Genomic DNA, 15,631 nt, shown 5'->3' with positions numbered 1-15,631 from the left:
CGGATCCCGTTCGGGGCTCATCACCCTCGGTACCCCTCGCAGTCGCTCCGGCATCTGCGGTCGGCACGTGCTCCTGCGCCCGTGCTGCAAGGTCAGGCGCCGCCCCGGCCGGACCGTCACCCGTGGTGTTTGCCGACACGTCGCCCGATGACTGCCCGTATGCCTCGGGCTGGCCAGCCTGTGCCGGAGGAATCACGCCGACAGATGGGGCGTTGCTGGCCGGTGCCGTCCGGCTAGGGACGGCCGGTGCTTTTGGGGCATCGCCCCGCCGACCTCCGCCCGTACTTGAACATTCAGACCAAGGACGTCGTTGAGTGCTCTCGCCACGCGAGGAGCGTGGTCGCCACGTTCGTTAAACGTCGTCGCCAACCCCGCGGTTTGGAAGAACAATGTGAGCGTGCCATTCGCCAAGCCACCGATTTGTGCGTTGGTTTGGATCAGTGCCGCAGTGGACCGTGAGTTCTGCTGCACGGCCGTGACGATTTCATCCCAGCGCTGCCGGACCAAGGCGGCATTCTGCGGCAGGGCCGACTCTGCACCTCCCGCGGGCTCCGGCGATGGCGCCGCGGCCGTTACCGACGTCGTAGGCGTTGCGGGCTCGGCCTCCGAAATGGCAACTTCACCTGTTATCGGCGTTTCAGCGCTTGTACTGCTGGCCTGTGGCTCATCGCTTCGACCGCCTCCGCCATCAGCAGCCGCGACATCCTCGCGTGGGACTTCCGGCTCGGCCGCAGCCGCCCAAGCGGGTGACACGCGTGCTCCCGGCTGTGCGGGACCACTGGCACGCGGTACTCCGCCGTGCGATGGACCTGCCTGGCCCTGTCCACCGCCCGGATGCCGCGCACTGACTGGACGCGACGGCCGGGAGGCCGGTGCGCTCGATGCCGCGTGGTCGGCATCGCTCTTCGGCGTTTCAGCCCCTGCAGGAGCGACAGACGCCGTCGTCTCCGGCAGCAGCAACCGCGCACACAGCAACTCCAACTGCAGACGAGGCGATGTGGCACCGACCATCAAATTAAGAGCCTCATTGGTGAGATCGGCGCTACGAGATGCGCGCCGACCTCCCACATGCTCCGCTTGGCGAACCATGCGTTCGAATTGATCACCGGGCAAGGAGTCAAGCACAGCGGAAGCTGCCTCCCCCGCCAGACTTATCACCGTCAGATCCCGCAGGCGTTGCAGCAAATCCTCCACGAAACGACGTGGGTCATGCCCGGACTGTACGACCCGGTCAACAACCGAGAACAAGGTCGCACCGTCGCTGGCGGCAAGTGCCTCGACGGCGTCGTCGAGAAGCGCAGCATCCGTATATCCCAGCAGCGCAATAGCATCGGCATACTCAATCGAATCGCCGTCGGCTCCACCCATGAGCTGGTCCAATACAGACAGGGAATCGCGTACGGATCCACCGCCTGCTCGCACAACCAACGGCAGAACCCCGGCTCCGATGTGGACCCCTTCTTCCTCGCAGATCTGAGCGAGGTAGTGCTCTAACGTCTCCGGAGGCACTAGGCGGAACGGATAGTGATGTGTGCGGGAACGGATCGTTCCGATCACCTTCTCCGGCTCCGTGGTGGCAAAGATGAACTTCACATGCTCGGGTGGTTCCTCGACCAACTTAAGCAGCGCGTTGAAGCCCTGGTTCGACACCATATGAGCCTCGTCGATAATGAAAATCTTGTACCGATCACGAGCCGGAGCGAAGGATGCACGCTCAATGAGGTCGCGTGCATCATCCACGCCGCCATGACTCGCCGCGTCCATTTCGACCACATCAAGCGACCCCGAGCCTTCGCGGGAGAGTTCACGGCATGACTCGCATTCCCCACAGGGAGTATCGGTTGGCGCCTGGGCACAGTTCAAACAACGCGCGAGAATACGGGCCGAGGTCGTCTTCCCGCAACCACGCGGACCCGAGAAAAGGTAGGCGTGCGCCGTTCTTCCGGCACGCAATGCCGCCATGATCGGTTTAGAAACCTGCTCTTGACCAATCACGTCCTGGAAAGTCTGCGGGCGATAACGCCGATACAGTGCCGTGCTCACCCCACCAGTGTACGGGTAGGCACCGTCACATTCGCGCGTCATTCGATGCGAATGAACATGGCTGGCAGGTACCCCGATATCGGACGGCATGCTTGAGAAAAGCGGTGTGGAAGGGCAGCCACTCGGAAAAGCGAGGACTCCCCACGCACCCGTCAGAGCCCGCATACCCTTGCTGCCTTCCAGCCCTGGGGGAGTTTTGCAAGATAACGCCGCGTGGGGAGTCTTTGCCTAGCTTACGTCACCGAAGCGCCGAGACCAAACCCTGACCGAGCAAACGGATAGTGTCACCAACGTTTGGTGAGCCTACGGGAGTCTCCCGCCGAGCGGGAGCTTCTTCCTCCCTTCCACGGGCGGCGCGTGCAATGGCACGGTTCACCATAGGCGATATCACGACTTCCTCTCCCACCGTGCACCACAAACTCAATACCGAGCCGAGTACTCAGTTGACTGAAGCTGTTTGGCCTGGAGCCCGAACCGTGGAGTGCGGACCGTGGCCTTTGTACATTCGGTGCGACACAACGTCATTCGGCCGGAACTCCCATAGGACCGCCTGAACCTCAAACGCCGGATTAACAGCCAGACAACGCCCTGGGATCACCTTCGAATAACGCTGAGGATGCCGGGTGACAAAGGTGCCACAAGTCGGACGCATCCTTCCATCCGTTCATTCCACGTTCTATGGTGGGCGGCATGAGCATTGTGGACGAGATCAACGGGATGGGAACCGCTCACTGGGTGAGCGCACTGGACAATCTTCATCTTCTAGCTACGCCGGTTGCTGATGGGCTACGGGAAGTGGCAGCGCAGGAGCCGGAGCTTGCCGCGCGGGCCCTCGTGTGTGGCATTGATCCGGCATACGCCGATACCGAAGCCATGACGGAGCACTACGAGATGGGCATCTACCTCTCGTGCAACTGCATCCTCGTGGCAGGCAAGAGGGAGGGCGAGGAAAGGGTTGCGGCATCTGTTATCCGCGCGACGACGAATGCCGACGTCAATCACGTCATCAAGAAGACGCTCAACGTGCGCAAGTGCTCATTCTGGCCGCAGGAGCGCGCTGTCGCCGCATCGGGGATGGAGTACGGAGGAATCACGCCGGTTGGTATTCCCGAGAATTGGCGACTACTCATCGACACACGTGTCGCGGAAGGATTCTGCGTCATCGGTTCAGGCCTGCGTACCTCGAAGTTGGCCGTGCCGGGCGAACTGCTCACCAAGCTTCCACGCGCGGAAGTCATTGAGGGCCTCGCCAACTGAGGAGCGTGCACGCCCCGGCATCCCTGCAAGCCGCGAGAATGGCACGGGCCGCGGTTGACCCCAGAATGGGGCGTCGCCCGCCGAACGAGCCCGTTTCCCGCTAACAGACCATCAAACAAGGATCCAGGCCCGCAGAGACGTGAAGCGTAGGAAGCGAGACAGTTATCTCACCGGCTGAACTCGCGCCCGGCCGTCGCATCCGCTAACCTTATAGGGCGTGTTGACGCGCCAGGAGGATTCGCCTAGTGGCCTATGGCGCACGCTTGGAAAGCGTGTTGGGTGCAAGCCCTCGGGGGTTCGAATCCCCCATCCTCCGCCAAAAGATTGGTACCCGGCCGATTCTTCGGCGGGGTACCAACGTTTTACAGCGTGATGCACGTGCGCGGATAACACGACGGGCCCGCGATCACCGATGCCTTTCAAGCGACCGGCCGAAACCAAGCTGTCGGTATGAACCGGATGACTAATATGAGCCCGGTTACTGAGACGAGTCGGGCTGTTGGTAAGAACCGGACTGCGGGTAAGAACCAGGCTGTTGATAAGGGTCCGGTTGCTGATAAGGGCTGGCTTCCGGGTATGAACCCTGCGGCGGCACGCCCGGTTGCTGCGCCTCACCAGCAGAACTCCAACCGGCTTGTTGTACGCCGTTGGGCACATACTGCTGGCCGTCTCCCGGCGCTTGGCCCGGCGTCTGCGTGTACTGTTGCGGCATTTGTGGCTGGGCGGAACTATCCTTCTCGGGCTTCTTCCGAATTCCGTAGACAATGAGCAAGATCCCCAGGACGATTGCGCCGCCTCGCGCAGCTCCGACTCCGACTGCATAGGCCACATCGCCCTTATGCGGCGTGCCATTCTGCGCCGCTGCGAGCGGTGCGAGAAGCAGGACCGCTCCCGCAAGAATTGCTGCAATACGCTTTCCCATAAAATGCCTTTCCGAGGAAGACTGCGTCTCCTTGTGCACAGTTCGCTCCGGTCCGTGGTGAAGCCGGTGAGGGAACCGTCGGTGCCAAGCTTACGGCAGGGAACTCTCACGCGCTATTCATGCCGAGCCACTTGTACCATTAGTTGCGCCAAATGCCGCCATTCTCACACCTCTGCCCGGCCGAGGATCCCACATTCTGCCAACACGCCGCCCATACACGGCCGACGACCCGTGCATGATCGCGCGTTCCTTTTCGCCTGCCATCGCCTCTGCACCCCACTGCTCTGACCACGCGAACAACTGGTCTGACGAACGCAAACGACTGGTCTGCCCAACGCGAACGAATCGTGCCACTGCCACCCCGCTTCCTCCCATCTCGTCGGGCACAGTACGCTCCAAAGCATGCGCGAAGCGCTCTCCTCCGCTACGGTTGACCTTGTGAACGAGGGAAAGACAACGGCGAGAGCTGCATACCGCCGCCGGATCCAGCAGCGTCAGACCATTATCTTCGGATCCATCTCAGCGATCCTCGCAGTGCTCCTCTTACTGTCCCTCCTCTTCTGGACCGGCGTCCTGCCATTCCCGTTCGACCGGGAGTTCACCCCGGCAAAGTCCTCGAATACAGTTGTCACTCCCTGTATTGAGGAAGGCACGGCGGCTGTCGAACTCAACTCGATTTCTGTCAATGTCTACAATTCCACCTCCCGGGCGAACCTAGCGAGCCAGGCGGCAACGGATCTTGCCGGTCGCGGCGTCGTCGTCAATGAGACCGGCAATTGGGACGGACAGAGCCTTAGCGAGTCGGCGCGCATCATCACCGGTCCGGAGGGTATCGCTGCTGCCTACACTATCGCACAGTACTTCCCCGACAGCATGATCCAATACAACAACGGCATCACCGACGCAACGCTCAATATTGTGCTCGGATCCGACTACGAGAGTTTGGAAACGCCTGAGAACGTTGCGGCGGCAAATCCGGAGGGCACACTCAGCCCGGCCGAAAACTGCACGGTCGTCGGAGCGAGCGGTACCGCAACCGCTACCGAATAGGCCTCAGCGTCCGCGATCTGATGATGTGCACCACACCAATAGCGAGCACCGCCTGCCGCAACGTCCGCGACCGCTATCCGGCACTGCCTGCCGCTAGGTGATGAACAGCATCCCACCTCACCTCGTGAGCGCCATCCACCCCAACATCAACAACGCGTGCCATCGACTACCCGGTAGGGATCCTCATTGTCGAACACTTCCGTGTCACAGCGAGTACAGCGCCTCAAAATGCTCGACGACGATATCGCCATTCGGGTCGAACTCGATACCCGCTTCCTCGCATTCATGCCGGAAAACCGCATCGTGCGCCTCCCTCCACTCTTCGAAGGTGCCCTCGCCCTCAGCGGCTGCTATTTCCGGGCCCGCGTGCGCAAAACTCACCGTCTCCACCGCCGTCAAACGGAGCAGTACACGCGGCTTTCCCGCTCCATCGCAGACGATGGAGAGTTCACCAACTTCGGGCAGCTCGGCGCCTTCGTGTGAGTACATGTCACGCCAGCTCGACGTCGCCGTCTTCTTCCCGTCAATAACTAACTGACACAGCCAGTCAGCCATCTCCACCGAGTCCCCAAAGCTGAATACGGGCGGGCGAAGCGACATCTGCTCGTCCTGCCCTAGCACTGCCTCCAATGGGTATATTCCAGCCGCATTTCGGGCACGTACCCAGAAAGCCTCAATGGCGTCATCGACGCTTGTTTCTGCCATCGCATCCATCCTCGTAATCGTCTCACAACCCGGTGCGTCGAATGGTCGGTGCATCGACCGGCTGTCCACAAAAGGCAAGCCGCGTCGGCTTACTCGCCGTCGTCAACAGTTTCACGCCGCACCGCCAAGCCTTCGGCCTCCAGCGCAGCCTGTATCCATTGCGTCGCCAAAATCCGTGCACCAGCATTCACTGCCAATGCACCTCCCAGACCGGCAAGAACCTTGCCTGAGGTGCGATGCCACATCCGTGTTCCAGACGCCACGAGGATGGCCCCGATGCCGGCCTGCGCCGTCGCAACCGCCTCCATTGCCCGCGGATGCTCCAGATACAATTTGCGGTACACTGCCCAGAACCCGGGAGCCGCCACGCCCTGTCCAGAAACTTCATATGCAACCGTAGACTGCAAACGTTCAGTAAACGGCTTCGGCTCAAAGACGACTGCCCCGGGGAGTGAGCGGGCCTCCAGCAGGCCCTCCAGACAGTCCCCCACTTCTGCAGGTAGTCCAATGGCAGCAGCAACATTGCGGCCCGCATGCTCCGGATCCCCCAACAGTGCGTCCCGCAACGCCTGCGGATCGGTATCGGACAAATCTGTGCATATGCGCGTCACAAAGGCGCCCACACCGAGCTGTTCGTCAGCGAAATTCGCCGCAACATCGTTATCCCGTACCCAAGCGACCAGCGGGAATTCGCCCTCCCACTCCCACGTCACGCGCAGCGAATCCTGCCGGATCGAGAGAACGGGCTTGTCCACTCCACTTGGATCCGTTGAAAGCACGATGGTGAATTTCGCGCTGCCATGACTGCGTTTCGGAATCGGGGCGTCAGCCACGAGGGCGTTCACGGGCGGGAGCCGCAAGGCCGCCACCGGCTTGCCCATGGCCGCCGCCACCCCTGGCACTTGCGAGAACGGAACGTCTGACAGCACAAGCATCGGACCCGCTGCGTAATCGGGTAGCGGATCGTCGTCCGCCTCTTCCGAGGGGACACTCGCATCCGCCAAGCGGCTGCCTACATTGTTCGGATGCGTGCCTGTCCCTTCCAGGGGGACGTCTGCAGGTTCCTGGCGGACGGTCATCCCATCCGCCTGTACAACCGCCTCCCCCAAGCGCATGCCCGTCTCCGGGTGACCACCCGATTCTCCCCCGCGGATTTCCTCGCCTGTAACGGCAGTACCAGCAGCGTCTACACCGTTCGCGACGTCGCAATCATCACCGGCAACATCAACCTCACCGAGATCAATATCGCCCCACTGTACGACCCCATCCACCCGGATTTCCAGCTTACGCAGGGCGTGGTCCATATCTTCCAGTAGATCGGAAAGCGACGGTCCCGGGAGCACAAGGCCCTCTTCATTTAAGACGGCAACGCGACGCCGTCGCCCGGTGGCCGCCAGCTCGATGCTGTACACCTCTTCCTGCGCGTGGCCACGGGCGATAATCCGCTTTTCCGCCAGGTACTCCTCAATTGCTTCAACGGAGGTGAGCGCCGGATCCAAGCGGATCACCTCACCGTGCACCGGACGCCATGTGGGCATTGTCAGCCTCGATTCCTCATCTTCTTATTCCACATTAACGCGAGAACGCAACCGATCAATCTGATACAGCGCAATTCCCGTCGCAACCGCGGCATTGAGCGACTCCATTTGTGCCGCAATTGGGATGGAGGCGACGACGTCGCATGTCTCCCGTGTCAGCCGCGCCATCCCCTTTCCCTCTGAGCCGGTAACCAGTACCAGTGGCATGTCGGCAACGGTGAGCTCTCCGATTGGCGTATCCCCGGCGCCGTCGAGCCCCACCACGAAATACCCGCTCCGCTTGAGTGTCTCCAGCGCCTGCACCAAGTTAGGCACTCGCGCGACCGGTAGGCGACCCGCGGCACCGGCAGAAACCTTCCATACGGTCGCATTTACACCCGCCGAGCGTCGCTGCGGAACGATAACGCCATGTGCGCCGAAGGCGCTCCCGGAGCGTAATACCACTCCGAGGTTATGCGGGTCTGTCAGCGAGTCCAGCGCGATAATCAGACCCGGTTTACCGCTGCGCTCCGCTCGTTCCACTAAATCGGCTGCCTCGCAGTAGTCATACGGAGGAACCTCAATCGCCACGCCCTGATGCACCGCGCCATCTGTCATCCGGTCCAGCTCCGTGCGCGAGACGTCAAGAAGCGGTGCACCCAGCGCGGTTGCCGTGCGCACAACCTCGCCCAGCCGCTCATCAGAGGCCAAGGCGCCCGCCATGAAAACCCGCTTGAGCGGAACACCCGCACGCACGGCTTCCACAACGGCATTACGCCCCGCAATCAGTTCGTGATCCTCCTCCAACTGCAGCACACCACGCAGTTTGGGTGCCCGCCGCTCGGCCTGCGCCGCTCTGGCCTGCGCTTCCAACTTACGGCGATGCGCCGGATGGTAAACTCGGTCCTCCGCCTTCGGTGTGGGCCCTTTGCCCTCTAGGCGACGACGATTCTTCCCGCCCGAGCCTACTGTTGGCCCCTTCTTGTTCTTCGGGCGCCGTGATGGCTGATTCCCCGCCATTACTGCGCCTCCAAACGCCAGCTCGCACCGTCGGAGGAGTCTTCGACCGCGATGCCGGCCCGCGCCAGGGAATCACGCAGGGCATCTGCTCGTGGCCAGTCTTTTGCACGGCGCGCATCGGCCCTCTCCTGCAGGATGCCTGCGATGATCGAGTCAAGCGCCTGCTGGGTAGCGTCAGAGCCGCCTTCGCCGCGCCACGGCTCCGCCAACGGATCCAATCCCAAAACGTCCAGCATGGCGCGCACCATCAATTGTGCGTGCCGCACGGCCTCCTCGTCTTTGGCCGTTATGGCACTGTTGCCGTTCGTCACCGCCTCATGGATCGCGGCGAGACCACCCGAAACGTTGAGGTCATCGTCAAGCGCGGCAACGAATGCCTCAGGAAGGTCCGCGGGCGTTACGGCGGCGACGTCGTCGAGATGGATCTCACCCGTCATCGCAACCGAACGATTGACGAAACCGGCAAGGCGCTCCCAGACGGCCGTCGCCTCCGCCAGGGTGCTCGGCGAATAGGCGACCGTTGAGCGGTAGTGAACCGTTCCCAGTGCGAAACGCACAATAACTGCTGGAACCTGCTGGAGGATGTTATCTACTACGAGGGAGTTCCCCAATGATTTACTCATCTTCTCGCCCTCGATGGTCACCCACGCATTGTGCATCCAGTAGCGGGCAAAACCGCGACCCGCAGCGTGTGACTGCGCCTGCTCGTTCTCGTGGTGCGGGAAACGCAGATCGATTCCGCCGCCGTGAATATCGAAAGTCTCCCCCAAATAGCTGCCCGACATTGCGGAGCACTCCAAATGCCATCCCGGCCTGCCCCGCCCCCAGGGCGAATCCCAGGAGGCATCTGCGGGCTCACCCGGCTTCGGAGCCTTCCACAGGGCAAAGTCGTGCGGGTTGCGCTTATCCGGCTCCGACTCGGCCTCGTCAACCGTCATATGCTCCAACGATTGCCGCGTCAACGAACCGTAGTCCGGCAGGGATGTCACATCGAAATACACATTGCCCGGATTACCGGTATACGCGTGACCGGCATCCATAATCTCCTGGATGAGTTGCAGCATCTGAGGAATATGACCGGTAGCACGTGGTTCATAGGTGGGTGGAAGAACTCCCAAAGCGCGATACGCTGCGGAGAACTCCTGCTCGTAGGTATAGGCCCACGCCCACCAAGGCCGACCGGCGGCAGTCGACTTGGCGAGAATCTTGTCGTCAATGTCAGTGACGTTACGGATCAGCGTCACCTCATATCCGCACCGACGCATCCAGCGTACGAGGACGTCGAAGGCTAGGGCCGAACGAATATGGCCGATATGTGGTGAGCCCTGTACCGTGGCCCCACACAGGTAGATCCCCACCTTCCCGGGGCTGAGCGGCTCGAAAGGCCGCAAGGTGTGGGTTGCCGAATCATAGATATTGAGACTCACCCCTTCAGGGTATCCAATCGGGTTGAGGTATCACACCTGATCTCACTGTGTCTGGCCAAGAATATGCTGTGAGCCGCCACAGCCTTCGGCACTCAAGAATCGGGTCAGTGCCGCAGCACGAGGGCCGTCGCTATGGCCGCGATGCCTTCCTCACGCCCGACGAAGCCGAGATGGTCCGTCGTCGTCGCACTGACCGAAACCGGAGCTCCAACCGCCTGGCTCATGGCCGATTCCGCCTCCTGTTTACGCGGGGCAAAGCGCGGGCGTGCCGCAACGATCTGCACCGCGATATTCGAGATCTTCCAACCGGCTTCTTGCACCAAAAGGGCGGACTGCACCAACAAACTCGTTCCCGAAGCACCTGCCCACTCGGGCCGGTCCGTTCCAAAAACTGTCCCCAGTTCCCCCACACCGGACGCGATCAATATGGCGTCACACGCAGCGTGCGCGGCGACGTCGGCGTCGGAGTGGCCCTCCAAGGCGCGTTGCCCCGGCCATTCTAGGCATGCCAGATGCAGCGTACGGCTCGCATCGTGTGCGTACGCGTGGACATCTATACCCGTTCCTACTCGCATGTCCATGACGCCCAGCCTAGAGCAAAGCCCCTGCCCGCGCCCGGATCCGACGCGGAGCAGCTGCCAGGGCCGACGATCTGGAATAGTAACGGCTCGGATCGACGCAGTTGGCGCCACCGCACGGGCAATGAACAAAGTAATACGACACCATGGGCGGGGTCTCTGCCCAAACAGTTGCAACAGGGCAGGCGAACGCGACGTTAGAGCATGCGGCGACGCCACAGGCGCATCAGTGGGCGATCACAGTCAAAGTTCCGCGGGCGATGTGTGTTCGGCAAGCGTCATCTCGGCCACGCGCAGATCAAATGGACGGGTGATCTTCCGTGCCTCGTCGTGCCCGGGCACCATGACCACGGGGACTCCCAGCGCCTCGACGAGTGCAGCATCATCAGGGGCCGCACTAGCCTCATCGCGAGCCAACTCGGCGAAGCGGGCATGGGCCTCGCGAATAACCGAGACGACGAAACCCTGCGGAGTCTGCATGGCACGTAACACGGAACGATCTAGAGTCTCCTCGATCGGCTCCGTACCATCAGTGCTCTTCGCGCCGGCTCGCTTAATCGTATCGACAAGTGCCAGTGCTGGAACCACTGCCGGATGCCCGGATAGTAGCGCATCGACGACAGAACGAATCTGGTCAACCGGAGTCAGTGGCCTTGCTGCGTCGTGGATAAGGACGTGGCTGGCATCGCCCACCGCGTCCAAGCTCGCTGCCACGGATGCCTGGCGGGTGCTCCCTCCCGCAACAACACGCGCATGCATCCCTGCCGCGCCGAGCACCCACTCGAACATGTCCAGGTCATTGGCAGGTGCCACAACGACGACATCGTCGACCACGCCTGAGCGGACCATGGAGCGCACGGCGTGTATAACAAGTGGTTCACCGGCAAGCCGCACTAGGGCTTTCGAACCTTGAGTTCCTAGGCGTGTACCCGATCCGGCACCCGCGATAACAGCGGCTATGCCCATTGGCACGCCACTAAGCTGCGTTGACGGAGTCTGCAAGGACCTCGTCAAGTAGTTCCAATGCCCTATCCTCGGTTACCCCACGCGCTAGCGCGACTTCGGAGCCGAGAATCTGACGAGCCTGCAGCAACATGCGCTTTTCGCCGGCCGATAGATGCCGATCAGAATCTCGCCTGCTCAGATCGCGCACAACTTCGGCAACTTTCACAACATCACCGGAGGTCAACTTCTCACCGTTGGCCTTATAGCGCCGCGACCAGTTCGCCGGTTCTTCAGCCCGTTCTGCGCGCAGTACGTCAAACACACGCTCGAGCTGATCGTCATTAGAGACATCACGTACTCCGACGTCTTCAACCTTGTCGGCCGGAACCTGGATTACCAGGTCTCCCTGCATAACGCGCAGTGTGAGGTACAGCTTCTCCTCGCCACGAATCTTCTTTGTAGAGATGTCCTCGATGTACGCCGCGCCGTGGTGAGGGTAGACGACGGTCTCACCGATATTGAAGGTCATGTGAACAGGGCCCTTTCATCCTGATTGGGTGTTCCGGGTAGATATTCTATCACGGCGGGTATAAAGTCTATATTTTCAGCGATGCCAAACTGGCCACTTTTTCGCCCAGTCGTTGGCATTGATCGACGCACCTACCTGTCACAATGGCCGTCCCTCATCCCGCACCTCTCCGACAACTGCGACCTTGCTCACCCGGCACCGGCATGGGCATCACACTGGCCACCACGAAGCCAGACGGTGCCGCGTCGAGGTTCCAGCTCAGGGCGACCCCCACCGCACCGCGGGCTCGGTATTTCCTGGTAGGGCTCGGTATTTCATAGGCGGGCCAGTGTCTTATAGGCGGGCTATCGCGTCGAGAACCAACTCCCAGAAGCGTTCCCGATCCAACTGCGTCGCCACCCGTGTATGGCAATCTGCGGGCGCCGGTGCACGCAGATCTACTACCGTCGCCCCGGCAGTCAACTCGCCGCGCGTCTCGACGGCGACGGGCGCAGCCTGTGTCCGCACAACCTCGGGATCGATCAGGTAGGCAATCGTACACGGATCATGTACAGGCGGATCTGCGAAGCCGAATGCCTCTCGATTTGATTCCTGGAAAAAACGCATAAGGTCAACGAAGAACTTCCCGGTTGGCGTGTTAATCCGCGCCGCCTTATCGACCACAGCCGAGGTCGCTAGTGCCTGGTGCGTCACGTCCAGGCCAACCATCGTCACCTGCCACGGCTCATCGAAGACAATACGAGCCGCCTCCGGATCTACCCAGATGTTGAATTCCGCGGCGGCGGTCCAGTTGCCCTCGTAGATCCCACCGCCCATTATGACGACCTCGCGGACACGGTTGACAATAGCGGGCTCCAACCGAGCCGCCAGAGCAAGGTTGGTCAAGGGCCCGGTTCCTACCAAGGTAATGCTTCCAGGTTCACTCTCGCGCACGATCTCCACAATGGCCTGCGCGGCTCGCTGTGGCCGTTCCGCAGCGGCAGGAATGGGAAGCTCCACCCGTCAAGGCCCGTCTCACCGTGGATAGATGGCGCCGTTTCCACCTGCCGCAGCACAGGACGTTCTGCACCACGGTAGACCGGAATCTCCTCCCTACCGCACAGGGCGAGGATTCCTCGCGCGTTACGGGTCACCTTATCAATTGTTTGATTGCCACCCACTGTAGTGATAGCAGCCAACTCGATCTCGGGCCTGCCGAGAGCGAACATGATGGCGACGGCGTCGTCGTGCCCGGGATCGCAGTCCAGGATGATCCGGCGAATCATCGGTTATTTCCTCCACCTTCCGCGCTGCTTGTTCCACATACGCTAGATGTCCACCATATGTGCTAGATGTCCGCACAGCGCGCTGTTGACCCGCGCCGTGCTGCGCGCCAGAAAGGTTAACGTCCCCACCGGCGATGGCAGGCGATGGCAACGGTCCACGCCCGGGCGGTACTTTTGCTTTCATCCGACAGGTAGTGCCAATACGCCCAGTGGGCGCCCGGGCGGGCGGTACGCCCACGCTGCGCCACGTCCGCACCGGACATGGCCACAGAGTGAGCATGGCGGGACGCCGTAGCCTCCGACCATGCTCACGACGCCCATAGACACCCGAGCCTCGCCGTGCCCACCGCTGCGGGAGAGGAAGACTCTTCCGCCTGGCGACGGCGTGATCGCCCGCGCGGCCGCGGAACCGCCTCTGTTACTTGCCCTGATTGGCGACGGCAGCGATCTTCGCCTCCGCATCCGGATCCAGGTACGTGCCGCCCTTCTTGATCGGCTTGAGGGTCTCCTCATCCAGTTCGTAAACCAGCGGGATGCCGGTGGGGATGTTGACGCCCGCGATCTCTTCGTCGGAGATGTCGTCCAGGTACTTCACAATGGCACGCAGCGAATTGCCGTGCGCAGCAATCATGATCGTCTTACCCGTCTTGATCTCTGGAACGATGGTGCTCTCCCAGTAGGGCAGCAACCGCTCGAGCACATCCTTCAGGCATTCCGTAGCGGGGATCGGCTCACCCGCATAACGCGGATCCGTATCCTGCGAGAACTCGGAGCCAAGCTCGATGGCGGGCGGCGGCACATCGTAGGACCGGCGCCACAACATGAACTGCTCGTCACCGTACTGATCGCGAATCTCCTTCTTGTTCTTGCCCTGCAGCGCACCGTAATGACGCTCGTTCAGCCGCCAGTGACGCTCTACCGGGATCCAGTGCCGATCTGCCGCATCCAAGGCCAGATTCGCAGTCATAATGGCACGCCGCAACACTGACGTGAACAGCTTCTCCGGAAGCACCCCTGCCTCCTTGAGGAGTTCGCCGCCATGAACGGCCTCCGCGCGGCCCTTCTCGGACAGAGGCACATCAACCCAGCCGGTAAAGAGGTTCTTAGCATTCCATTCGCTCTCGCCATGGCGGAGCAGTACGAGGGTATAAGCCATGGGATGATTCTCTCATGCGTCTTATGGTCCTGCCACCGACTAAATACCCGAGTGCACCGGATAACGAGCCCCAGGAGAAGAAAACACGCGCTCCCCGTGTATAGCAGTACCCATGACACCGCGATGCATATCGCGCTGTAATGGAAGCATGTATGGAGCAGTTATTCATGGAGCAGGGGACGTTCGTTATGAAGAACGTGCCTACCCGTCAATTCAGCAACCAAGCGATGCCGTGGTGCGCACCGTCGCCACCTGCGTGTGTGGCTCGGACCTGTGGCGCTATCGGGGAATTACCGAAGTTCCTCAGGCAACTCCCATCGGCCATGAGTACATCGGTGTCGTCGAAGAAGTAGGAGACGCCGTCGCCTCGGTCAAACCGGGAGATTTCGTTATCGGAGGCTTTACCACCAGTGATAACACCTGCCCGGCCTGCCGAATGGGCATACACACTTCCTGTGTGAACCGTACCAATTACGACGGTTGCCAGGCGGAGTACATTCGCGTGGCCAACGCGGACGGCACCCTGGTGGCGACCCCGACAAACCGACGGACGATCTTCTCCTTCTCTGCTGACCTTGAGCGATGTCATGTGTACCGGCTGGCACGGCGCGGTGAGCGCCAACATCGGCCCGGTGTCACTGCGGTGATCGTGGGCGACGGCGCCGTCGGACTGTGCGCAACACTTGCCGCTTGGCAACTCGGCGCCGAACGGGTCATCTCGCTCTCACGGCACGCGCCTCGCCAGGCGGTCGCCCGCGATTTCGGTGCCACCGATATCATCCCGGAGCGCGGCGAGGAGTGCATTGCCCGCATCAAGGAGATGACCGAGGAACTCGGGGCGGATTGCGTCGTCGAATGTGTAGGAACCGAGCAGGCGCGCAAGACGGCAGTCGATGCCGCGCGTCCGGGTGGAAGCATCGGCCTGGTGGGTGTGCCTCACGGCGACCTGCCCGTTGACCGGCTCTTCTGGGATAACAAGCACTTGGCGGGCGGCGTCGCACCGGTGCGCAAGTACTTGCCCGAACTGCTGGATTTGGTGTGGAAGCGCAAGATCGAGCCGGGAAAGGTCTTCGATCTCGAACTTCCTCTGAACGACGTGTCCGAGGCATATCGCGCCATGGACGAGCGGCGTGCCATTAAGGCGATGTTGCGCCCGTAGCACGTTCGGCTCCGGCACCTTGCGTAAATGAGCATCGGTGCTGGAGCACTGCGGCGAA

At 61.5% G+C, this 15,631-nt stretch carries 12 protein-coding genes, 1 tRNA gene, 1 other RNA gene and 2 pseudogenes; 4 read left to right on the top strand and 12 right to left on the bottom strand.

All coding sequences use genetic code 11. The annotated features are described in order from the left end of the window. Nucleotides 1-192: 192 nt before the first annotated feature. The gene (locus DDD63_RS01425) at nucleotides 193-2,043 is read right to left on the bottom strand and encodes a DNA polymerase III subunit gamma and tau (RefSeq protein ID WP_108716593.1); all 1,851 of its coding nucleotides are present in this window, start codon (nucleotides 2,041-2,043) and stop codon (nucleotides 193-195) included. 129 nt (nucleotides 2,044-2,172) lie between these two features. Further along, an RNA gene (gene ffs / locus DDD63_RS01420) (signal recognition particle sRNA small type) lies at nucleotides 2,173-2,269 on the bottom strand. Nucleotides 2,270-2,733: 464 nt separating this feature from the next. Here ffs and DDD63_RS01410 point away from each other — a divergent pair. Together DDD63_RS01410 and DDD63_RS01405 are read left to right on the top strand one after the other, a co-directional pair. Continuing rightward, complete coding sequence (locus DDD63_RS01410; RefSeq protein ID WP_108714867.1) at nucleotides 2,734-3,300, top strand: YbaK/EbsC family protein; 567 nt, start codon at nucleotides 2,734-2,736, stop codon at nucleotides 3,298-3,300. A 231-nt stretch (nucleotides 3,301-3,531) separates the two neighbouring features. Further along, nucleotides 3,532-3,619 (top strand) — tRNA-Ser (locus DDD63_RS01405). A 159-nt stretch (nucleotides 3,620-3,778) separates the two neighbouring features. Here DDD63_RS01405 and DDD63_RS01400 read toward each other — a convergent pair. Further along, nucleotides 3,779-4,222: a hypothetical protein gene (locus DDD63_RS01400; RefSeq protein ID WP_108714866.1), complete on the bottom strand. Its 444-nt coding sequence runs from the start codon at nucleotides 4,220-4,222 to the stop codon at nucleotides 3,779-3,781. A gap of 402 nt (nucleotides 4,223-4,624) precedes the next feature. On the opposite strand from DDD63_RS01400, the gene DDD63_RS01395 reads away from it, so the two are divergent. After that, complete coding sequence (locus DDD63_RS01395; protein ID WP_108714865.1) at nucleotides 4,625-5,272, top strand: LytR C-terminal domain-containing protein; 648 nt, start codon at nucleotides 4,625-4,627, stop codon at nucleotides 5,270-5,272. A gap of 204 nt (nucleotides 5,273-5,476) precedes the next feature. On the opposite strand, the gene DDD63_RS01390 is transcribed toward DDD63_RS01395, so the two are convergent. From DDD63_RS01390 to DDD63_RS01350, 9 genes and pseudogenes are all read right to left on the bottom strand, one after another. Further along, on the bottom strand, nucleotides 5,477-5,977 hold the full coding sequence (locus DDD63_RS01390) for an ASCH domain-containing protein (protein WP_164505405.1): 501 nt from the start codon (nucleotides 5,975-5,977) through the stop codon (nucleotides 5,477-5,479). A gap of 89 nt (nucleotides 5,978-6,066) precedes the next feature. Continuing rightward, nucleotides 6,067-7,515 carry a hypothetical protein gene (locus tag DDD63_RS01385; protein ID WP_108714863.1) on the bottom strand — a complete coding sequence of 483 codons (1,449 nt, stop codon included), beginning with the start codon at nucleotides 7,513-7,515 and terminating at the stop codon, nucleotides 6,067-6,069. 24 nt (nucleotides 7,516-7,539) lie between these two features. After that, the gene (gene rlmB, locus DDD63_RS01380; protein WP_108714862.1) at nucleotides 7,540-8,514 is read right to left on the bottom strand and encodes a 23S rRNA (guanosine(2251)-2'-O)-methyltransferase RlmB; all 975 of its coding nucleotides are present in this window, start codon (nucleotides 8,512-8,514) and stop codon (nucleotides 7,540-7,542) included. After that, the gene (cysS, locus tag DDD63_RS01375) at nucleotides 8,514-9,941 is read right to left on the bottom strand and encodes a cysteine--tRNA ligase (protein ID WP_108714861.1); all 1,428 of its coding nucleotides are present in this window, start codon (nucleotides 9,939-9,941) and stop codon (nucleotides 8,514-8,516) included. The genes rlmB and cysS overlap by 1 nt, the downstream gene beginning before the upstream one ends. 104 nt (nucleotides 9,942-10,045) lie before the next feature. After that, entirely contained in the window at nucleotides 10,046-10,522 is a 477-nt protein-coding gene (ispF, locus tag DDD63_RS01370; protein WP_108714860.1) for a 2-C-methyl-D-erythritol 2,4-cyclodiphosphate synthase, read from the bottom strand. A gap of 240 nt (nucleotides 10,523-10,762) precedes the next feature. Next, nucleotides 10,763-11,485 carry a 2-C-methyl-D-erythritol 4-phosphate cytidylyltransferase gene (gene ispD / locus DDD63_RS01365; RefSeq protein WP_108714859.1) on the bottom strand — a complete coding sequence of 241 codons (723 nt, stop codon included), beginning with the start codon at nucleotides 11,483-11,485 and terminating at the stop codon, nucleotides 10,763-10,765. Nucleotides 11,486-11,495: 10 nt separating this feature from the next. Next, on the bottom strand, nucleotides 11,496-11,993 hold the full coding sequence (locus DDD63_RS01360; protein WP_108714858.1) for a CarD family transcriptional regulator: 498 nt from the start codon (nucleotides 11,991-11,993) through the stop codon (nucleotides 11,496-11,498). Between the two features lie 333 nt (nucleotides 11,994-12,326). After that, nucleotides 12,327-13,201, bottom strand: a pseudogene (locus DDD63_RS01355) (nucleoside hydrolase). 475 nt (nucleotides 13,202-13,676) lie between these two features. Then, nucleotides 13,677-14,414, bottom strand: coding sequence for a phosphoglyceromutase (locus DDD63_RS01350; RefSeq protein ID WP_108714857.1), 738 nt, complete (start codon nucleotides 14,412-14,414; stop codon nucleotides 13,677-13,679). 148 nt (nucleotides 14,415-14,562) lie between these two features. Between DDD63_RS01350 and DDD63_RS01345 the strand changes: the two are divergent. Further along, nucleotides 14,563-15,573: pseudogene (locus DDD63_RS01345) on the top strand (zinc-dependent alcohol dehydrogenase family protein). The last annotated feature ends 58 nt before the right edge of the window (nucleotides 15,574-15,631 follow it).

Origin of the sequence: Actinobaculum sp. 313, assembly GCF_003073475.1 — a bacterium.
GTDB lineage: Bacteria > Actinomycetota > Actinomycetes > Actinomycetales > Actinomycetaceae > Asp313.
This window is presented reverse-complemented; position numbering and strand designations above follow the sequence as displayed.